The sequence below is a fragment of the Dietzia sp. NCCP-2495 genome (genome assembly GCF_026011735.1).
In the GTDB taxonomy this organism is placed as follows: Bacteria; Actinomycetota; Actinomycetes; order Mycobacteriales; family Mycobacteriaceae; genus Dietzia.
The window spans coordinates 120,133-140,310 of record NZ_BRVN01000002.1 but is presented as its reverse complement, the minus strand read 5'-3'; the positions used below and the strand labels follow the sequence as shown (position 1 = coordinate 140,310).

The following is a 20,178-nucleotide window of genomic DNA, read 5'->3' as shown; positions in this document are numbered from 1 at the left end:
AGATGTCCAATCCCACCTTCAAGACCGGTCCGATCTCGTTCGAGGTTGCTGACGCGGTCACCAAGTTCTCTGTCGTCACCCTCGCCGCGGGTGGTGTCTCTCCGTGTGGCGCTGCTGACGTGCCGTTTGGTGCAGTCGCCACGTCCGGCGCCCCGGATGTGCCGCGGGAGCCGAACGACCTTCAGCATGGTCTGCCGGCGCATGTGGCGGTTCACTCCGCAGGTGCCGCGCTGCCGCTCCGCCTCGACGGAGAGGCTGCGGTCGGTGCAACCGTCTACGCCGCCGCTGGCGGCGCTGTGTCCGCGACCGGCACTAACCCTGTCGGTGTTGTGGTCCGTGCGGCCACTGGCGACACGGACAAGACGGCGGTTGTTCTGCTGACCTGCCCCAACCCGGCCGCCTCGGCCTGACACGAAACGGAGTGACTGATGGCTAACAACATCACCTCGATCTACGACGGCGACAAGATCACCGTCGACTCGATGATCGCCGACCCCACGTGGATCGCCCAGCGGATCATCCAGAACCTCGATGGCGCGTTCCTGGTCGACGCGGTTTTCCGCGACGGCGGCTCCAACCAGGGGGTCGTCGCCTACCGTGAGGCCGCCGCGCCTTTCCTCAACTCGGACGCGGAGAACGTCGCCGAGTTCGGCGAGATCCCGGTCGCGGATCTCAACATCGGCAAGGTGCGAACGGTCATCGCCCAGAAGATCGCGCAGGCGGTGCGTGTCTCGTTCGAGATGCGCAACTTCAACAAGATCGACCTGGTCAACCAGCAGATCACTGCCCTGCAGAACAACGTCCTGCGGTCGTCGATCCGCGCCGGCCTGGCGTCGTTCAACGCCGCCAGCGTTCCGGACGCGGCTGCCTCCGCTACGTGGGGCACGACCGGAGATCCGATCAAGGACGTGTTCGACGCGATCGACGCGATCCAGGGCGCCAACGTGGACGGCGACGACACCCGCAACTTCGGGTACAGCCCCGACACGATCGTCGCGCACCCGCGTGCCGTGACCGCCCTCCTTCGTAACGAGAAGGTGCAGTCGAAGTACATCGGTGACGCGGCGTCCGCGAACCCGCTGTACACGGGGCAGCTCCCGCAGACCGTGTTCGGCCTGAACGTGCTGCAGTCCCGCTACATGGACCCCACCGAGGTCCTCGTGATGGAGGCCGGCACTGTCGGTTTCCGTTCGGATGCGATTCCGCTGCAGATGACCCCGCTCTACGCCGAGGGTGGCGGACCGGACTCGAGTGGTGGCCCGACCATGTCGTACCGGTCGGATTGCTTCCAATCCCGTGTGTACGCGGTCGACAACCCGAAGGCCGCGTTCCGGATCACCGGCATCTCCTGATGTCTGCGGTGAGGTTGACCTGCCAGTGGTGGGACCAGCCCACGGACGGCGGGCATGTGCGGCGGGTGCAGGGCGAGACTGTCGAGGTGTCAGAGTCTGAGGCGGAGCGTTTGATCCGTGCTCGGGCCGCTGAGCCCGTCCAGGCATCGAAGCCCCGCACCCGCCGCAAGGCTGGGCCGACCGACGCCGAGTGATGCAGAGCGGTTAGGGAAGGGGGCCCTATGTGGGTAGTCAAGGAACCGTTCGCGAGTGTCGGTGATGTGGCCGCCGAGTTCCCTCGGCCACTGACCCCGTCTGAGGAGAAGCGCGCCGAGTCGCTCGTGCTTGTGGCGTCGCGGCTATTGGAGACGAACGTCAAGACCCACATCGCAACGATGGAAGAGCACGAACTCGCTCGGATCGTCGTGGTTGACATGGTCGCGACCGCGCTACTCCCCGGCGAGTACCGGGGGCATCAGTCCTACTCGTGGCGTAACGGTTCGCTGGCGGGGTCGGGGACGTTGGTCGCTGACGCTGCTGGCGGTATCCGTCTACTGGATTGGCATCTGGCGATGTTCGGCGGATCAGTGAGGGCGATGCCCAAGGGAACATTCCCCAAGCCCCAGAGGTGGCCGGAATGAGTCAGGGGTTCACCACCGAGATTGAGATACTTCGGGCGACGTGGGTCGAGGACAGGTACTCGTCCAGCGGCGGCCGGTGGTCGTGGGACGACCCGGAGGTTACGCCGGTGGAGTTCCCGGTCTCGGTGCAGCCGACGACGTCATCGGAGGGCCCGCCGGAGCGCCCGACAATCATCACGAGTTGGCAGATGATCACCCCGCCTGGACGGGATCTGCCACTGGACTCAAAGAGTCGGATCCGGGTCGCGTCGGGCGATGAATACAGCGTGGATGGCGACGTCCATCGTTTTCCCCACCCCACGATCATCAACGGAATCCATCACCTCGAGGTCCAACTCCAACGAGTGAAGGACTAAGCCGTGGCGATCAACGACGAGATCTGGCGTCAGGTCAACCGCTCCAAGCCGGTGAGGCAGGCCGAGAAACGGGTGGCAGAACAGTTGGCCGCCCGCGCACGGGCCATCACCGCCGCGGAGGGCGGGAAAGCGAAGATCCGGGTGGAAGCGGGTATCCGCCCTGGTGGTCGTTCAAGGGTGAACGTCGTGTCGGACTCCCCTTGGGAGGAGTACGGGACGGAATCAACGAAACGGATCCGCGCCTTGGGCCGGGCCGCGAGAGAGGTATAGCGAGATGGCAGATGACATGGTGTCGGTGACGTGGGCAAGTCACCGCGATTCGAAGAAGGTCGGCACGTCGGAGAAGGTCACTCGGGCGAAGGCCCGGTCGCTGGCGCGTGAGGGCCTGGTCCGTGTGGAGGAGCCGAAGCGTTCCAGCAAGCCGGCGGCGAAGCCGGACTCGGACAGCAAGAAGGCGTAAGCGGTGCGTGACGTCGAAGCCGATCTGGTGGTGGCGCTGGTGTCGTTGCCGTCGGTGACGGCGTCTGGAGTGGACGCGGTCGACATCGAGGCCGGATCTCCGTTCGTTCAGGTGACCGAGCTCCCGTCGCAGGAGGCGGAACGGTTCTCGAACGGGCCACGCCGCTCCCTGTACGACCTCGTGGACGTAGACCTCGACGTGTACGCCTCCACCCTCGATGCGGCGTTCGACACGGCTCAGGCGGTCCGTGAATGGCTCCTATCTGGGGCGCCGGGGCTGCCGTTCACGCCGGTGCAGGTTCCGGTGTTCGCGCGCCGCCCGGACTACAACGAACGCATCAGGCGCAGAGGAGCTGCGGTCACATTCCGTGTCCGCTCCGACAACTGACCCACCCAACTAGAACCACGAACCCCGTACACACCGTGCGGGGTTTTTCTCATGCCTGAAGGAGGCAGTGATGGCGGACATTGACAAGACCGGCCCCAACTACGACCCGGATGCGGTCGACTTCGCGAAGGAGGGCGCGGTTTCGTACGCGCCTCTGGGTACGGCGGAGCCGACGGGTCTCGACCCGTACGAGGCGGAGTACGTCGACCTCGGCTGGTTGTCCACGGACGGGATCGAGGAGTCCCTCGAGGACGAGTCGGCGAACGTGCAGGTGTGGCAGGCGGCCGGGAACCTGAAGGAGTGGCGCCTGTCGCGGGCGATCACGTTCGGGTTCACGATGATGGCCCGCTCGATCTCCACCCTGTCGGTGTTCTACGGCATCCCGGAGGACGCGTTCGAGCTCGTCACCCCGACGGAGGGTGACTCCTACTACGAGTGGACCGACGGCGGTGTGCCGAAGGTGGACGAGCGCCTGTACAGCCTGGACATCGCGTCCGGCGGCGGCACCGGCCACGACCGGATCATCATCCCCCGCGGCACGTTCACCCCGTCCGGGGCGATCACCTACAACCGTGACGGCTCGGTGCAGATGCCGGGTTCGATCTCCTGCCAGGTCAACCAGCTGGGCTACTCGATCAAGCGCCGCTCGTCCGCGCTGGTCCTGCCCACGCCCTGACCGTTTCCCCTCGCCCACCTCTGGTGGGCGCCTGATCGGCGTCGGCCGAGAGTTTCATGGGTAGCTCTCGGCCGGCGTCTTCATACCCATGAATGCCCGTGAAAGTGGAGGTGCGGCTATGGCTGCGAAGGTGACACCCCTGTCCGAGATGCTGGCGACCCGCAAGGAGGCGCTCGGCACCGAGGACCGTTTCGACTGGCCTGTTGACGACGAGAAGTCGTTCCAGGTCCGTGACCCGCGGATGGCGTCGGAGGCGTGGCGCGACGAGCTGGTGCAGCTCGGGCGCGACTTTGAGGACGGTGAACTGCTGCCGTCTGAGTTCTCTCGTGAGCTGATCGAGATGTATCTCGACGACCAGACCGATGACTACCTGGCCCTGTTCGAGGGCATGTCCGACCCGGCGTCCACGGCGCGTGAGCTTCTCACTGACGCGGTGAAGTCGTGGGTTGAGCAGACGGACCCTACCCAGAAGTCCTCGCGCGCCACGCGGAGGCGATCGAAGCAGCGCTGATCCACGAGTATCCGTCGCTCGGTGATCCCCTCGCGGCGTTCTGGCGGGGCGAGATCACGGGCCGAAAGCTCGTGGCGCTGATCAACGGACTCCCGCCGGATTCGGCGCTGCACAGGGCGCAGATGAACGGGCAGTCGTGGACGTGGACCGAGGCACTGTTGTGGCGCCTCGGCTACTTCCTCGAGGTCATCGTCAAGCTCCTGATCTGGCAGAAGGACGGCAAGAAACCGAAGTTCCCGAAGTGGCGCGACTATCCGTGGGCGAAGGCCGAGGGGTCGACGCATTACGGCGATCGAGGCGATCTGACGAATGAGGACATCGAGCGGTGGGTGGATTCGCTTCACCCGCACCGATCCAAGAAGTGAGGGGTGGTCGTTGTGGCTTCTGACGATGCGGTCTGGGTCCCGGTACTCCCCTCTCTGAAGGATTTCGGGAAGAACCTGGCGTCCGGCACCAAGGGGGCGGGGGCGAAGGTCGGCGAGCAGGTCGGCAAGGAGATCGCCGACGGCATCTCCAAGTCGGAGGCCGCAGTCACCAAGGCCAGCAGCGCGGCGGAGAAGGCACATAACCGTGTTGCTGACGCCGCCGGCAAGGTCCGTGTCGCGCAGGAGCAGTACAACAAGGCGCTCGAGTCCGGCGACCCGGTGAAGATTGCCCGTGCCGAGGAGCAACTGGAGTCACAGCGCCGTCGTCAGGCGGAGGCGACGACCGCAGCGGAGCAGGCGGACAAGAACCTCACCGGGGCGCAGGAGCGTCTAGCGCAGGCCCACAAAGATTCGGAGCAGGCGGCGCGGGAGCAGTCCCGTGCAGTCGGTGAGTCGAAGCTGTCCGCCGAGCAGGCGGAGCAGGCCACCAAGGATCTGGAGTCGGCGCAGAAGATCCTCGAAGTCGGTCTCGTAGCGGTCGGCGCTGCAGCGATCGCCACCGCTGGCTACCTGGTGTCGCTGGGGTCGGATTTCCATTCGATGTCCCGCGACATCCGAGTCGGTACGGGCGCCTCGGGTGAGGCGCTGGCGGGCCTGGAAGCGTCGGCCCTGTCGGTGATGCGAACGGTCCCGAACGCGATGGGCGAGGTGGGCTCGACCCTCGCGGACCTGAACACCCGTCTCGGGTTGACCGGTACCGACCTTGAGACGGTGTCGCGGCAGATGCTCGAACTGGAGAACATCACCGGCATCGCTCCGAACATCAACGACATCTCTGCCGCGATGACCGGGTTCGGCATCTCCGGGGCGGACACGTCAGGAGCGCTGGACACCCTGTTCCGGGTGTCGCAGGCGACCGGCGTGGGCGTGGACTCCCTCGCGTCCAGCATGGGCAAGGGCGGCGCCGCGTTGCGCCAGTTCGGCATCAGTTTCGACGAGTCGGCGGCGCTCATCGGTTCACTGGACAAGGCCGGCATCCAGGGCGATCAGGTCATTCAGCGGCTCACCCGATCACTGGGCGAGTTCGCAGAGGCGGGCAAGGACCCGCAGGACGCCCTGTTCGACACGGTCAACGAGATCGACCGGTTCATGGAGGCCGGTGACCGTGCCGCTGCCTACGACCTGGCGGAGGGCTTGTTCGGTACCCGGGGCGCGGCGTCGTTCATCGACGCGGTGCAGTCTGGGACGCTGCAGGTCGACGACTTCATGTCCGGCATCAATGCCTCGGACGACACGATTCTCGGGCTCGCGGATGAGACCCGCACGCTGGGTGAGCAGTTCGACATCCTCAAGAACCAGGCCCTGGTGGAGTTGGAGCCCTACGCCCGGGCGGCGTTCGATGCGTTGCGTGAGGGCGGGGTGTGGGTCCGCGACAACGTGATCCCCGCGATTCAGGATCTGGTCGAGTGGATCCGGGAGAACAAGGAACTGGTGATCGGCCTGACGATCGTCATCGGGTCGATGGCGGCAGGTCTCGCGCTCGCCCGCATCGGGATGGTGGCGTACACGGTCGCGACTCGGGCGATGGCGGTGGCGACCCTGCTGTCTGAGAAGGGCATCCGGGGTCTCAATCTGGCGATGAAGGCCAACATCTTCGGCCTGATCGCGGGGGCGATTGTCGGTCTGATCGCGGCGTTGACGTGGTTCTTCACGCAGACGGAGACCGGCAAGGCGATCTGGGAGTCTTTCACCTCCGCGATGGGCACCGCCTGGGAGTGGGTGAAGGGTGTCCTGCTGTCCGGGTGGGAGATGATCAAGGGCGCGTTCGCTGCGGCGTGGGCGTTCATCTCCCCCATTTTCGAGGGCCTCAAGATCGCGTTCGCGGTCGTCGTGACGGCTGCCCTGCTGTGGTGGGAGGGCGTCAAGCTGTACTGGGGCCTGGTTGCCGACCTTGTGGTGGGGGCGTGGAACAACGTCATTAAGCCTGTCTGGGATGCGATGCAGTTCGGGTTGCAGGCGCTTGGTGCGTTCTTCTCGTGGGTGTGGACTGCCCTGATCCAGCCGGCGTGGAATGCGCTCGGCGCCGGGATCCAGTGGGTGTGGGCCACGATCATTAACCCGACGTGGGAGCTGCTGAAGGCGGCTCTCGGCGCGGTGGGGGCGGCGTTCTGGTTCTACTGGAACAACGTCATCAAGCCCGCCTGGGACGCCCTCGGCGCGGGCATCAACTGGGTGTGGCAGAACGTCATCTCCCCCGCCTGGGATGCGCTGAAGGCCGCGCTCGGTGCGGTCGGCGACTTCTTCAACTGGGTGTGGAACGTAGTCATCAAGCCCGCGTGGGACGCCCTCGGGAACGGGATCCGCTGGGTCCTCGACACCGTGGTGCATCCGGCGTTCGAGGGGCTCAAGACCGGGCTCGGGTTCGTGCGCGACGCGTTCCAGACGGCGGTCGACTTCATCGGGCAGATGTGGGACCGGATCAAGGGCATCACCGCCGCCCCGATCCGGTTCGTCATCGACACCGTGTACAACAGCGGCATCAGGGCCGTGTGGAACAAGGTGGCCGGCTGGCTCGGTCTCGACGAGTTGGACGAGATGCCGATGCCCGAGGCGCTCGGCGCCTACGCCCGCGGTGGTGTCCTGCCCGGCCACACGCCGGGCCGGGACATCTACAACTTCGTGGACCCCAAGACCGGCGTGCGCGTCGATCTGGGTGGTGGCGAGGGCATCATGACGACCGAGTTCGTCGACGCTGTCGGCGGACCGAAGGCGATTGACGAGCTCAACGCCCGCGCCCGCAAGGGTCTGCCCCTCGGTCACGCCGGGCACTACGCCGCCGGTGGTGTGCTGCCGGGCTGGGAGAAGCTCACCACCGACATTCAGCGAGCAATGGCCGGATCCGTGGCCAACGCGTTCCCGAATCAGGTCATCACCTCCGGCACCCGCTATCAGGATGTCGGGTCCGGGTTCGACAACCACATGGCCGGCCGGGCGGTGGACTTCGGCCCGTCCGGTGCGCTGGCGTCGTGGATCGCCCGCGAGTACCCGGACACCCTCGAGTTGTTCTGGGATCCGGGTCCGAACATGAAGAACGGCGCCCCCACTGGTGCGATCGGCGGTCACTCCGATCACGTGCACTGGGCGATGGCGAGCATGGTCGACCCGTACACCGGGGACGTCATCTCTCACGATGGCCCCGGCGGGGGCGGTGGTGGCGTGTCGGCGGTGCGGTCGCTGGTGGCGAACGCGTTCTCCTCGATCATGGATCCGATCATGGGCATGATCCCAGAGGGGCCGGGCTTGTTCGGCGGGGTTGCTAAGGGCATGGCGACGAAGCTGGTCGACTCTGTCAAGGAGTTCCTGATGGGCCAGTCGGGGGGCAGTTCGCCGCACGGCGATTGGGTCGGCACGCCGGGCGTTGAGCAGTTCCGCAGCCTGGTGGAGCGGCTGCTCGCGGAGAAGGGGCACTCGCAGGCTCTCGTCGGTTCGGTGCTGCGGCGCATGAACCAGGAGTCCGGGGGCGACCCGAACGCGATCAACCTGTGGGACTCCAACGCGCTTGCAGGCTGGCCAACCAAGGGCCTGATGCAGATGCGCGACGACACGTTCCTGACGAACGCGGATCCGGGGTACACGAACATCTGGTCCCCGGAGGACAACCTGCGGTCATCGTTGAACTACGCGATGAACGAATATGGGTCCATTTCGGCCGCCTACGACCGGGCCGGCGGCTACGACCAGGGTGGTTGGCTGCCCGATGACGGTATCGGGATCAACACCTCTGGGATGCCGGAGCCGGTGTTCAGCCACGACCAGTGGCGCGACCTCAAGGCCCTGATCGGTGCGGTGATCGAGCTGACCCCGGCGATCGAGGCGTGGGTCGACGAAGGCATGGTCGCGCTCGAGGAGTTCGCCAACGGGATCATCCCGGCCGCACAGTCCGAGATCGGCGACGGCATCGCCGAGTTCTTCGGATTCGGTGGTCTCGTCACCGACGTCAACAGCCTGATGTCGGAAGTGCAGCAGGCGCAGGCCCCCACCGTGGGGCCGGTGGCGGTGGCCGAACCGCCCACTGCGGAGGCCGCCGAGGCATCCGAAGGCGCCCAGGGCGCGGTGCCGCTGGTGCATATCGAGAACCTGCACGTCGAGGACGAGGACGCCGCCACTGCGGTCGGCCGTGAGGTGCGGCGTGCTGTCCGTTCCGAGACTCTCGTCGGGGGGTGGTGACATGACGGGCCTACTGCCGCTGGATCAGACGCTGGTCTGGTACATGTCCCCCGACGGGCGGATCGTGCACCTGTCCGGGGAGCCGCTAGCCGGGTCGGACGGGGTGTGGCTCGGCCCGGACCCGGACGGGTTGGGGTCGGCGGAGGTCGAGTCACTGTTCGAGGCCGCGGCCCGCCAGTCCGGTGAGACGTGGATCGGCACGAAGATGGGGCACGGCACCATCGATCTGCAGCTGTACGTGGAGGCCGAGTCGGCTGACGCGTTCCGCCGCCGCTGGTTGTGGTTGTCGAACCTGATTGAACGCCGCCGGCCGGGCTGGCTGTTGGCGTACACGTCGGCGACCGGCTGGCGGTGGCTGGCGGTCCGCAAGGAGTCATTCAAGCCTGCGCTCGGTCGGGATCCGGGGCCGCGGAACTGGGCAACGTTTGATCTGCTGCTGATCGTCGAGTCGCCGCTGGCGCGTGAGGCCGACGACACCGACGAGTGGATCAACGCGGCCGGGTCGGGGCGGGGCGACCTGTACCTGTACCCCGGTGACAGTGAGTGGCCGCCGTGGCCGCAGTTCGTGCTGCGCGGTCCGGGCCGGTTCAGGCTGCGGTGGGCGGGTAACGATGTCGAGTTCCCGATGCTGAGGGCGGATGAGTGGGCGTTGGTCAACACCGACGAAGCCCGCCCGACGATCCGGGCGCGGGACATCAACGGGGTGGATCGGAACTTGTGGCCGGAGATGAAGCCGGGCACGAAGATCGAGCACCCGCTGCGGCCCCGTGAGGTGTCGCGTGTGGACGTCAAGGTGACCGGCGGATCGTCGCAGTCGTCGGCGTGGGGCACGGTTGCAGTGCAGCGGGAGGGGCTGGTGTGACCACCGCGAGGAGCATGTACGCCGCCCTGACGGCGGACGAGAAGGCGGAACGGGACACCTACGGGCATCCGCGGGCGCACGTCCGGTTCATGTCGAAGTTCATGCAGGTGTGGTCGCCATGCGGCGACTACGCCGAGCTGAAGTTCACAGAGAAGGAGAACGCGCCCGGCGGTCTAGTCATCCTCGTCCCGGACGACGAGCACTGGGGCGAGTACTTCTACGGCCAGCCGCGGGACACGGCCCGACCGATCGTGGTGGATCTTCCCGGCTGGCGCACCATGTGGCTGACCGTGTCGTTCACCCGCACCCGGAAGGGTAAGCGCCGCTACATCGAGGTGTCGGCGGTGCACTGCATCGAGTACCTGAACTGGATGCGGATCTGGCCGGACCCGGGCCTGCCGGCGGAGTTTCAGCCGTCGAAGTGGCGGATGCCGATCGGGCCGGCGGCCACGGTGTGCGCCGCGATCATGATCCCGGAACTGCAGCGCCTGCAAGGCGACCTGTGGCCAATCATGACGCACGCCCGGTTCTACCGGGAGCCGGACAACACGTCGTGGACGAACGGCGTGTACCGGATGGACAAGGTGTACGACGCGGTGCTGGACATCTGCGAGGCGGAGAACCTGCAGATGGTGCCGACGCTGTACATCCACGGCGAGGACGAACAGCCGTTCCCGCAGCATCACGTGCTTCACCGGACGACGTTGATCTTCGACTTCGTACCGCGGAGTAATTCGCGGGCGTTCACGGGCACCTTGTCCGGGGGTCTGCTGCGCACGGGGATCGAGATCGCCCAGGACTTGTTCGAGTGGGTGCAGTTCCCTGTCGCGGATCCGCAGGACCCGCGCGCGATCGACGATCTGGCGGGCCGTGACGGTGAGGTGTTCCCGGTCTACTCCGATGGGGAGTGGTCGCCGGTCGACGAGGTGTCGCAGACGGTCCATATCCAGATGGCTCGCCGGTTCACCGGCGGCGGCAAGTCGCCGGACTTCATCAACGACGTTGTGATCGGTGGGCTCGAGGCCCTCGTCCGCGGTATCGCCGGGTTCTTCCAGCTCGAGGGGTTCCTGCCCGACTTCCTGGCGGAGCGTGCCAAGGATGTGGCAATGGCGTTCCACTCGGTGAAGGATCGTCGGGCTGACGAGGTGCAGGGGCCGTGGGCGCTGCACGAGGCGTTCACCGATTCCCAGGCGACCGGATTGTCGCTGCAGGTGGCGCAGGCGCTCAAGTCGACCGCGTACGCGCACCGCGGGTACACGTCGCACGCGATCACGGTCGAGAACGGGATGCCCTACCTGGTGGGTCGCCACATTCGCACGGGATGGCCTGTGGGTGTCGAGATGCGTGATGGGACGGTGGAAGTCGACAGGGTGTCGGAAGTGACTTATGAAGATTCCCGGTCGGCCCGCGGCCGGATCACCCTACAGATCGGTTCGGGTGACGCCGAGCTAGAGCCTGGAATGAAGGGGTTGACCAAACTGCGTAGGTTCGCGGGCTGGATTCATAGGGTCTCCATGGGCGGGTAAAATGCCCTGTTACCTGCTAGAATGTAGGCGTGGCCGGGGGTGCGCTAACACCGTCCGGCCACTGACCCACTCACTTGAGCGACCAAGGAGCAGGCTGTGGAAGAGCATACATGCGAGGCCGATGAGGCTGTGAAGGTGTGCACCAGGTGCAACGAATCGAAGATGCTCGCTGAGTTCCACAAGGACGCGTCGAAACGTGACGGTCGTCGTACTGCCTGCAAGGTGTGCGTTCGACATCGGGAGCGCGCCTACAGAGAGGCTAATCGGGATAAGAAGATCGCCTACATGAGGGTCTACAACTCGGCCAACCGCGATCGGATCAATGCCAGCAATGCGGCTAGGTACGAAGCCAATCGCGATTCTCGGCTTGCTTGGCAGAAGGACTATCACGAGCGCAATGGGGATGCGGTTCGCGAGCAGAGAAAGACGCGACGTCGCGAGGAGCCTGATCTGGTTCGCGCACGCGATCGGGCCTACTACGAGACCCACCGTAAGAAGAAGCTCGACACGCGTAAGGCGAACCATAAGCGGCGGTGGGAAGCCGACCCGGAGTACAGGGCTAAACGGAATGCGGACAGCGTTCGCCGCCGCCGAATGCTCAGCGCAGCCAAGCAGGAGCCGTACACCCGCGAGTCAATCTTCGAGCGGGACCAATGGGTGTGCCAACTCTGCGATGAGCCAATCGACCCGGGTGCCGCTTGGCCTGATCCGGGCACTCCGTCGATCGACCACGTGGTTCCACTGTCGCTCGGTGGCGACGACACCCCACGCAATACGCAAGCGGCTCACATGGGCTGTAACTCAAGCAAGGGCAACCGGATCGTTGCCTGACACAACGAGACGAGGTGTCGATCGTGGACGTGTATGAGATTGATGATCCGACGGTGCAGGACTTGGCGCGGTTCCTGCAGTCGGCCCCGCTGGCGAATGGCACCACCACCAGCGGGCTCGGTGGGGAGCTCGCGTCCTTGCTCGCGCAATCCATATGCAACTGGACGCGTGGCGTGGTGTGGCAGGACGGCGGCTGGGTGTCCCGGTCGGTGTTCGAGTCCCTGCCCGATGTTGGCGAGGTGGAGATCGAGACGCTCGCGGATGGGGCGGTGGTGAAGATGCGTCACCGCGCCACCGGGATCACGGCTCTGGGCGAGAGCCACGACGAGGCATGGCAGGACTTGCGACGAAGGGTAGTGACTGAACGTGGCGACTAATCCGGACCCGATCGAGAAGATCACCGCGGAGATCGAGATCCACGGCATCCCGCAAGCCGATGGGGCGCCGCCGATGACGACCAGCTACCTGCACGTGAAGCGCCGTCAGGACGGGGCCGCTGAGCGGGCTGTGCTGGGGTTGCCCGCGTACAAGGGCGAGCCGGGTGAGCCGGGTCCGGCGGGCACGATCCATCAGGGTGAGCGGGACACCGCCGAGCTCGATGCGCTGGCGCTGGTCCTGGACCGGCAGCACACCGGGTACGCGTACCGGAACACCGATACAGACGATCAGTACGTGTGGTCGGGTGAGGTGTGGGTCATCTACCACGATGTGTACTCGACTCCGGGTCCGGTGGGGCCGGCGCCGACGATGACACCCGGGGTCCTGACGATTGATGGTGAGCCGGTCGATGACGGGTTCGGTGTCCATGTCGGCGGGTCGGGTGGCACGTACACGGTGGGGATTGATCTGCCTCCGTCACCGCAGGGCGATCCGGGCCCAGTAGGTCCGGCGGGGCCGGTGTATACGTCGGTGGACGTGGATCAGACGGTGTCGCCGTCAGATGGGGACACGCTCGTCCACAACGCCACGACCGGCAAGCTCGAGTGGGCGCCGTCGATGTACGGCATCGAGGAGTTCTGTGTCCCCCCGGGTGAGTTCCCGGAGGCGTCCGGCATCTCCGGTGGGCGGTACGAGTTCTTCACCGTGGTCATCCCGGCTCGGGATTACGACTACCGCATGGACATCTCGGGTGGCGTGGATCTGAATCTGCCGTTCGGTAACCACGTCGATGTGGAGGTCCGGCTGGGGGATCCGGAGACGGGCCGCCTGGTCGGGATTGCGCGTGATGATGCGTCGCAGGGTTGGTCGCGGAAGTGGTTTATGTCGTTCTCGGAGGACGCGTTCGAGCCGGGCACGACGGGTGGTGGGATTGTCGCGGCGGGTACGGAGGCGACCCTGTACGTGGCGGCGGTGCGTAAGCAGTCGTCGTTCTTGTCGTGGGGGCTGCGGCGTGACTTTGCGCAGCTGCGGGTCCGTCTGATGCGGGTCATGTGATGGTGGAGTTCCCTCCCCCGTCGTCCGGTGGTGGTGCTGCTGGTGTCGAGCCTGCTTATCCGTCGGCGCCGGAGCGTCCGGGGTTCGTGTTCCCGCCGCCGCGGCAGTCGTCGGGGTCGGTGCGGGATGCGGGCCGGTACGTCGGCGAGAAGCTGCGGGATGCTACGGATCTGGCCGAGTGGTCGGCCGAGACGAGCCGCAATCAGGGGCAGGTGCTCGTCGACTACGGCAGCGCGATTGAGGATCTTGGTAAGAACAGGGTGATGCCGTGGGCGGTGCCGACGGTGGCCCCGTTGTCGCAGTCGATTAACCGCCGCGCCGATCCGACGTTCCAGCTGTCGGATTTGATGAGTCCGTTGATGCGGGGCCGCTCGGATGCTGCTGGACATAACCACCAGCACGACACCACCTCGGTGCCGTGGCAGATGCAGCGTGGCATGAACACCAAGGGCCGCATCTACTACGCGTTCATCACGCCCGCCGTGACCCGTGCATACACGCAGCTCAACTTCATGGTGTCCGAGGTTACGGACCCGTGCCGCATGGACATTGCCGTCTACGTCGTGGACCCGAACCGTGGCCTTACCCGTCAGGTGCATCAGACGGACGCTGCCGCTACGCTCGGGTTCGGCGAGTCAGTCTTCACTGTCAACTTCCCGACGTTCGTTGCGGACCAAGGCTCGTACCTGGCGATCGCCTTCTTGCAGCACGGCACCGGCAACTCCCGCTACATTCTGGGCCTTGACGACACCCCCCGCCCACTGTTGGGTTCGATCTTCCCGCCGAAGATCTCCGCCACAAACCAGCAGACGGGCAGGACTGCGCTGCCCGCGTTCATCGACGGCAACAACGGCAACCTTGTCGACTTCGCCGGCTACTGGTTCACCCCGTACGCCGAACTGTCCGAGGACGTGGGCATCGACTACAAGATGTTCACGGAGGCGTGGGGGCACGGCTCCGTAGCCCCCCGCCCGTGGGTCACCATCGGCCCCGGCGGCATCTACTCGGAATCGATGGGATACGCCGCCCCCAGAGGCGACGGCCTGCGCGTGTCCATGTACGACACGCCACTCACCACCGACCACGTACGGGTCCGCACGACGATCCCACACCTATCCAGTGGCGGCACCCGCCGATCTACACTCGTGTTCCGCGGCACCAACGACCTCCGCACAGGTCTCGGACTGTCCGCCATCAATGACACCCGCTACGAGATCATCCGATGGGCAAACCTTGCAGTCGACTCGGATGAGGACTGGGACAACAGGACAGTCGTCGCAACAATAAACCGCGCCCCCACAGTGGGCGACCGCCTAGAGGTTGACTACCTCGACGGCCAGGTGATCGTCCGCATCAACGACGTGGAGCGCTACAACGGCACTATTGCCGGGTACAGCGGTACCGCCTATAGGTTCCTCGGTATCCAGATGCGACGCGCCCAGTTCATCACCTCCACCACTTCCCCCCGATTCGGCCCATGGTCGGCGTGTGACCTGCCGCAGGAGTCTGGCGGCGACGACGGCGAGGACGCCGCATGACCCACCACGGCCACACCCGAAAGGACCCACACCATGTCTGACGTGACCAGCTACCGGGTGACCGGCGATTGGCGGCATATCGTCGATGACGGCATGACCGACGCGGACGCCGAGCCCGACCACGTCTACCCGTCGGGGCACGTCCTGTTCGAGGCCATCGACCCGGACGTCGCACAGTCTGGCGACCCGACCCTGGCCTACACGCTCGCCTCGGTCACCGCCCCCATCGTGGAGGGGATCCTCGTCGACAACGAGGACCGCGAAGGGATCTGGCTCGCCGGGTCCATCGGCGACACCCCGGTGACCTGGCGAGCCACCACCCACCTCGAGTACGCCGGGCAGCCCCTCGACTACCCGGTCCTCGAGTTCGAGCTCGTGGGCGACACGCACATCACCGGCATCGAGCCGCACGACGGCGGGTACCGGCTCAGCACCACGGCCGCCCCCGCCGGGGTTGTCTCGCACCCGGTGACTGGCGACTGGCGGCACATCGTCGACGACGGCATGGTCGACCTCGACGCGTTGCCGGACGAGGCGCTCCCCACTGGCAAGGTGGTGTTCCACCCGGTGTGGCCTGCGGTCGCCACCGCGGGCGACCCGGCGGTCGCGTACACGTTCGCCACGGTCACAGCCTTGGTAGCGGCTGGGGAGCTGCGGGACCTGCAGGGCCGGTCTGGGGTGTGGCTCGCCGCGCGCGTGGGCGTGACGCCGATCCAGTGGCGCGCCGTCACAGAGGTCGAGTTCCAGGGGCAGAAGATCAAGCTGCCGCCTGTCGATCTCGTGCTGGACGGGCCGGCGCGGCTGACGTCTCTGTACCGCGACGCCACGGTGTGGCCGGCGCCGGTGGTGACCGCTGTGGAAGGTCACCGCCTGGCCGCCGAGGATGCGGCAGACCGTGCTGAGGTGGCGGCTAACGAGTTTGGTCTGACTGCTACGTCGTCGACGCTCGCACCGGGTTCGCAGGCGACGGTCACGGTGTCGGGTGAGGGGCCTGCCTACGCCGTCGAGTTCGGCATCCCCGACCCAGTGTGGGCCGGGACGGCCGATGATCTACCGGCCACCGGAACCCCCGGTGTGCTGTACGCAATCTTCGAGGAGTAACCGAGTGGCAATCCAGGTGTGGGACGAGCAAACCCAGCAGTACCGGGGTGTGGAGTTGGCCCGGTACGGGTCGGACGGGACGCTAGCGGAAGCCCTGGTGTGGGCGGGCGGCCAGTACCGAAAGGTGTGGCCTCCCGTTGTGCGCTGGTCGGACGACTTCACCTCCCCCACTTTGCATGAGCGGTGGACGCTAATATCTGGCGACTACACGCCTCCAGGACTCTCGGCTGAGGTCCTTGGTCCGGCTGTCACCGAGGCGTTTGAAGTTTCGCACTCAAAGGGCGGGAACGCGGCAACAAGTGTGGCTGTCATTGACGAGTCGTTTTCTAACGGCATCCTTGTCGACTGGTCGTCCGGGATCACGGTGTTTGACATGGCCACTTTCCAGTCCTTGATCGATCTGCCGAACGTCGCCCCCACGTCACGTGTGGGACTACGTCGTACAGGGGGGCAGTGGGAACTGTTGTTGGACGGAAGCGTCGCCGGGAGCGCCCCCGACACTCACATCGGTGTTGGCTTGAGCTTGTACCTCCAGGGGGCTACTGCGGCCCCGATCACCCAGGTGGCCTACACCGAGCTGTAGCCGCGACTCGGACCCCCGCCTGCGCGGGATAATCCTTTCGGTACCAGACGGCGGGTTTCTGGCCCCACACGAAGAACCACAACCCCCAGCCCACCAGCTGGGGGTTTCGTCATTCAAGGAGGAACCCGTGAACAGAACCGTCATCTGTTTCGACGGCGTCGGAACAAACGGCAGAACCGCAGGATCCGTCCTCGCCCCAACCGCCGACAGACTGGCCACCAAGATCGGCGCCGACACACGCTGGTTCCCCTGGGGTGGCTCGACCATGCTCGGCATGGGTGGGGGCGGCACGTGGGCCGACAACAGTCGCCAAGGCGTGCAATCCCTGGTCGAGTGGATGGACGCCAACCCCGGCCAACACATCGTGCTCATGTCCTTCTCCGGCGGCTCGAAACCCGCACACGACTTCCTCGACCAACACCCCCGCTTCCACGACCGGGTCCTCGGCGCAGGATTCCTCTCAGACCCCTGGCGGCCACGCGACCGCTGGCAAACAGGACTCCCCTACCCCGGCGGCTGGGGCATCTGCGGAGAGAACTACACACCCATCAGTGACCGTGCGTGGTGGACCGCAGTGCCGGGGGACGTCATCCCCAATGCTCAACCTGACAGTTTGCTCCGCTACTTCGCCGACGTGTCTTATGGCGGGCCAGACCAGATGATCACCGAAGCAATCAGAGCGTTCCAACAGGGCCGGTTCCAGCTCGCCGCCCACCTCGGGCTGCCGCTACATGAACGCATCTTCGGCTTAGGCCGTCGCATCAACGACGCATCCACAGCAGTACACCAATACCTGAACGGCTGGCATACCCGCCACTATCACGGCCCCGTCGACACCGGTGGCGGCGATCATCGCAGTCTGTCTGACCGTCTGGCTGATTCAGTGGCGTGGGGCGTGAACAGGCGCTACCCCTGATGAGACGCGCCGCATGGCTGGCGTGGCACACGATCCGGATCCACGTCATCAGTATCGGCAGACCGTACGACGCTCCGGTCGGTGTGGTCGCTAGATGCCGCTGCGGAGAACGCAAACACCTCTACTAAGGAGCACCAATGAAAGACTGGGAAACGCTCGAACCGGACGTCTACCGCCTAATGAACAAGCACTACACGCCAGGACGGGGCGGACGGAAGATCCGCTACATCGTCCGCCACCACACCGCCGGGGTACTCACCACCGAGCAGGTGTGGAACGTATGGCAGACCCGGCAGGCGTCCGCAAACTACATCGTCGAACCGTCAGGGCGTATCGGGCAACTGGTCAACGACTGGGACACGTCGTGGGCGAATGCCAACGCAACAGCAAACGCTGAATCCATCACCATCGAACACTCCAACAGTGCCGGGGCCGCCCAGGACTGGCCTATATCCGACGCCACCATCGAGGAAGGCGCCCACCTCGCCGCCGCCCTGTGCCGCGCCTACGGGCTCGGACGCCCGGAGTTCGGCAAGAACATCAAGGACCACAAGGACTTCTGGAACACCAGTTGTCCCTATCACTTGGCGCGTGGCGGCAAGTACCACCAGCGGTACATGCAGCGTGCCCAGTACTGGTACGACCGCATGGCCAATCCCGCGCCGACCCCGGCGCCCGCACAACCGGAGGACACAGACATGGGATTCACCGACGAAGATCGACGTATTCAGCGTGAGATTTGGGAGCAGCTGCGCGGTCCCGGTGGCGAGGGCTGGCCCCAGCTCGGCCAGAACGCGGACGGCCAGAACCTGACCCTGGTGGACGGTATCGCCGCCCTCCGCCGAGACGTGAACACCAAGGAGAAGTGATGAAGCATCTCGATCCGAAGATCCGAATCTCTCTGTACATCGTCGTCGGCTCCGTGGGCGCGATACTGGCCGCCTGGGGGGTCGTCACTCAAGACATGGTCGACGCGATCTTGCCCGTCGTCGCGGGTGTCCTCGCCGTCGGTGGTGGCGTGACAGCGGTCCGCAACATCACCCCCGAGGATCAGGACCAGGGGCCAGACCTGACGGAGTGGATCGGCATCGGACGGGACAGCATCCCGCAGATCCTCCACGAGCTCCACCAACTCCGCAACGACATCGCACAAGGCACGGTCACCCCTACAGACGTCGGTGGCCTGCCGGTTTACGACCAACCATCGACCGGCGTGTACGTCGGCCAGCACCGGGCAGATGGCTGACCGTCCTGGGGTGATGGAATGGGTCGTGGCCCTGGCCCTCGCGGTGTTCCACGGCTGCTACTCCCTCCTGATCGTGTGGCACGACACCGATCTGTGGTCGCTGCGCACCTATTCCGCTGCTCTGGCTGTGCCCGGGTCGCCGGGTACGTGGGCGGTAGTCGCGGCGGCGGCAGCGGTGCTGCTGATTGTCGGTACCGTCACTGGTCGGGAACGGCTCGTCGCTGCCGGTGCCGCACTCAGCGGATTGTGGCTCACGTTCTTCGCGCTGATGTTCGGCATCGCCGCAGTCGGTGACACCACCCCCGTCGCTCAGCCCGGCGTCATCATCTACGGCTGCGCCGCCGTCATCGCTGTCACCCGCGCCGGCACCGCATGGGGGCGTCGATGAGAGCCTTCGACCCCCTCCACCCCAGGCTGCGGGTGTCCGCGCTCGCGGTGTTCGCGTACGGGTCGGTGTCCCGCGGCCTCGCCTACATCGACGCACCCCAGACCGGCCTCACGACGTTCGTTGACGCTCTCGTCCCCCTGCATGTGTGGGCGGTCGTCTGGATCGCGGCCGGCACATTGATGATCGCTGGGATCTGGCACCGCGTCATCGCCCGCGTGGCACTCAACCTGGGCGGCACCCTCTGGGCGGTGTGGGGACTTTCCTACATGGTCGCCACGATCGTGGGGGACTCGTCGCGTGGATGGGTGACCGGCGCACTCATGCTCACACTCGCCGGCAGCATGTACATCTGCGCCGCACTCGCCGACAGTGCAGGGCCTCCACCGGGGCCGGTGATACCCGACAGTGAGGAGACGGGGTGACGTGGGGCCAGATCGCCGTAGGTGTCACCTCCGCAGTGTTGGTCCTGGTGGGGACGTGGGTGTCGTCTCGGTTTTCCGCCAAGGTCGGACATCAGGCCAACGAGGTTTCCGACCATGCGAATCTCACTGCGGGTTGGGAAGCTTTTTCGCGGGAGCAGCGGGAATGGACTGAGGATCGGCTCGCGGAGCGGGACCGCAAGATCGGTGACCTGGCGACCGAGGTCGCGGAGATCCGCGCCGAGTTGGACACGCTCACATCGAAGTACAGGATCGCGATCGGCTATGTACGGCGTTTGGTGCGGCAGTTGCAGCGGCATGTCGACCCAGACGACATCGAGACCCCACCGGACGAGATCGTCCCCGACCTATAAGGCCGC

General features: G+C 65.8%; 25 protein-coding genes. All 25 read left to right on the top strand.

The annotated features are described in order from the left end of the window. Positions 1-2: 2 nt before the first annotated feature. The 25 genes from OPF83_RS02785 to OPF83_RS02665 all read left to right on the top strand — a co-directional run bounded on the left by OPF83_RS02785 (position 3) and on the right by OPF83_RS02665 (position 20,172). Positions 3-410: a hypothetical protein gene (locus OPF83_RS02785; protein ID WP_264885686.1), complete on the top strand. Its 408-nt coding sequence runs from the start codon at positions 3-5 to the stop codon at positions 408-410. An 18-nt stretch (positions 411-428) separates the two neighbouring features. Then, the gene (locus tag OPF83_RS02780; protein ID WP_264885685.1) at positions 429-1,352 is read left to right on the top strand and encodes a major capsid protein; all 924 of its coding nucleotides are present in this window, start codon (positions 429-431) and stop codon (positions 1,350-1,352) included. A gap of 221 nt (positions 1,353-1,573) precedes the next feature. Next, positions 1,574-1,972, top strand: coding sequence for a phage Gp19/Gp15/Gp42 family protein (locus tag OPF83_RS02775; RefSeq protein WP_264885684.1), 399 nt, complete (start codon positions 1,574-1,576; stop codon positions 1,970-1,972). Continuing rightward, positions 1,969-2,328 carry a hypothetical protein gene (locus OPF83_RS02770; RefSeq protein WP_264885683.1) on the top strand — a complete coding sequence of 120 codons (360 nt, stop codon included), beginning with the start codon at positions 1,969-1,971 and terminating at the stop codon, positions 2,326-2,328. Before OPF83_RS02775 ends, OPF83_RS02770 begins: the two co-directional genes overlap by 4 nt. A 3-nt stretch (positions 2,329-2,331) precedes the next feature. Continuing rightward, positions 2,332-2,598: a hypothetical protein gene (locus OPF83_RS02765; protein WP_264885682.1), complete on the top strand. Its 267-nt coding sequence runs from the start codon at positions 2,332-2,334 to the stop codon at positions 2,596-2,598. Between the two features lie 4 nt (positions 2,599-2,602). Further along, positions 2,603-2,788 carry a hypothetical protein gene (locus tag OPF83_RS02760; protein ID WP_264885681.1) on the top strand — a complete coding sequence of 62 codons (186 nt, stop codon included), beginning with the start codon at positions 2,603-2,605 and terminating at the stop codon, positions 2,786-2,788. A gap of 3 nt (positions 2,789-2,791) precedes the next feature. After that, the gene (locus tag OPF83_RS02755) at positions 2,792-3,175 is read left to right on the top strand and encodes a hypothetical protein (protein ID WP_264885680.1); all 384 of its coding nucleotides are present in this window, start codon (positions 2,792-2,794) and stop codon (positions 3,173-3,175) included. Positions 3,176-3,245: 70 nt separating this feature from the next. Then, positions 3,246-3,851 carry a hypothetical protein gene (locus tag OPF83_RS02750; protein WP_264885679.1) on the top strand — a complete coding sequence of 202 codons (606 nt, stop codon included), beginning with the start codon at positions 3,246-3,248 and terminating at the stop codon, positions 3,849-3,851. A gap of 118 nt (positions 3,852-3,969) precedes the next feature. After that, positions 3,970-4,362 carry a hypothetical protein gene (locus OPF83_RS02745; protein ID WP_264885678.1) on the top strand — a complete coding sequence of 131 codons (393 nt, stop codon included), beginning with the start codon at positions 3,970-3,972 and terminating at the stop codon, positions 4,360-4,362. 71 nt (positions 4,363-4,433) lie between these two features. Continuing rightward, entirely contained in the window at positions 4,434-4,727 is a 294-nt protein-coding gene (locus tag OPF83_RS02740; RefSeq protein ID WP_264885677.1) for a hypothetical protein, read from the top strand. 12 nt (positions 4,728-4,739) lie between these two features. Beyond that, entirely contained in the window at positions 4,740-8,954 is a 4,215-nt protein-coding gene (locus OPF83_RS02735) for a phage tail tape measure protein (protein WP_264885676.1), read from the top strand. A 1-nt stretch (position 8,955) separates the two neighbouring features. Beyond that, on the top strand, positions 8,956-9,816 hold the full coding sequence (locus OPF83_RS02730) for a phage tail family protein (RefSeq protein WP_264885675.1): 861 nt from the start codon (positions 8,956-8,958) through the stop codon (positions 9,814-9,816). Continuing rightward, positions 9,813-11,342 (top strand): hypothetical protein, encoded by a 1,530-nt coding sequence (locus OPF83_RS02725; RefSeq protein WP_264885674.1) that lies wholly within the window; start codon positions 9,813-9,815, stop codon positions 11,340-11,342. Before OPF83_RS02730 ends, OPF83_RS02725 begins: the two co-directional genes overlap by 4 nt. 96 nt (positions 11,343-11,438) lie before the next feature. Next, positions 11,439-12,173 carry an HNH endonuclease gene (locus OPF83_RS02720; protein WP_264885673.1) on the top strand — a complete coding sequence of 245 codons (735 nt, stop codon included), beginning with the start codon at positions 11,439-11,441 and terminating at the stop codon, positions 12,171-12,173. Positions 12,174-12,187: 14 nt separating this feature from the next. Continuing rightward, the gene (locus OPF83_RS02715) at positions 12,188-12,550 is read left to right on the top strand and encodes a hypothetical protein (RefSeq protein WP_264885672.1); all 363 of its coding nucleotides are present in this window, start codon (positions 12,188-12,190) and stop codon (positions 12,548-12,550) included. Beyond that, positions 12,540-13,607: a hypothetical protein gene (locus OPF83_RS02710; RefSeq protein WP_264885671.1), complete on the top strand. Its 1,068-nt coding sequence runs from the start codon at positions 12,540-12,542 to the stop codon at positions 13,605-13,607. Before OPF83_RS02715 ends, OPF83_RS02710 begins: the two co-directional genes overlap by 11 nt. Next, positions 13,607-15,145, top strand: coding sequence for a hypothetical protein (locus tag OPF83_RS02705; protein ID WP_264885670.1), 1,539 nt, complete (start codon positions 13,607-13,609; stop codon positions 15,143-15,145). Before OPF83_RS02710 ends, OPF83_RS02705 begins: the two co-directional genes overlap by 1 nt. A gap of 33 nt (positions 15,146-15,178) precedes the next feature. Next, on the top strand, positions 15,179-16,246 hold the full coding sequence (locus OPF83_RS02700) for a hypothetical protein (RefSeq protein WP_264885669.1): 1,068 nt from the start codon (positions 15,179-15,181) through the stop codon (positions 16,244-16,246). 4 nt (positions 16,247-16,250) lie between these two features. Then, a complete protein-coding gene (locus OPF83_RS02695; protein WP_264885668.1) occupies positions 16,251-16,829 on the top strand; it encodes a hypothetical protein in 579 nt (192 codons plus the stop codon). A 127-nt stretch (positions 16,830-16,956) separates the two neighbouring features. Then, complete coding sequence (locus OPF83_RS02690) at positions 16,957-17,745, top strand: hypothetical protein (protein WP_264885667.1); 789 nt, start codon at positions 16,957-16,959, stop codon at positions 17,743-17,745. Positions 17,746-17,882: 137 nt separating this feature from the next. Then, entirely contained in the window at positions 17,883-18,614 is a 732-nt protein-coding gene (locus OPF83_RS02685) for a peptidoglycan recognition family protein (protein WP_264885666.1), read from the top strand. Continuing rightward, on the top strand, positions 18,614-18,991 hold the full coding sequence (locus OPF83_RS02680; RefSeq protein WP_264885665.1) for a hypothetical protein: 378 nt from the start codon (positions 18,614-18,616) through the stop codon (positions 18,989-18,991). Before OPF83_RS02685 ends, OPF83_RS02680 begins: the two co-directional genes overlap by 1 nt. Further along, entirely contained in the window at positions 18,984-19,379 is a 396-nt protein-coding gene (locus tag OPF83_RS02675; RefSeq protein WP_264885664.1) for a hypothetical protein, read from the top strand. The genes OPF83_RS02680 and OPF83_RS02675 overlap by 8 nt, the downstream gene beginning before the upstream one ends. After that, complete coding sequence (locus tag OPF83_RS02670) at positions 19,376-19,801, top strand: hypothetical protein (RefSeq protein ID WP_264885663.1); 426 nt, start codon at positions 19,376-19,378, stop codon at positions 19,799-19,801. The genes OPF83_RS02675 and OPF83_RS02670 overlap by 4 nt, the downstream gene beginning before the upstream one ends. Continuing rightward, positions 19,798-20,172 (top strand): hypothetical protein, encoded by a 375-nt coding sequence (locus OPF83_RS02665; RefSeq protein ID WP_264885662.1) that lies wholly within the window; start codon positions 19,798-19,800, stop codon positions 20,170-20,172. The genes OPF83_RS02670 and OPF83_RS02665 overlap by 4 nt, the downstream gene beginning before the upstream one ends. Positions 20,173-20,178: the final 6 nt, after the last annotated feature.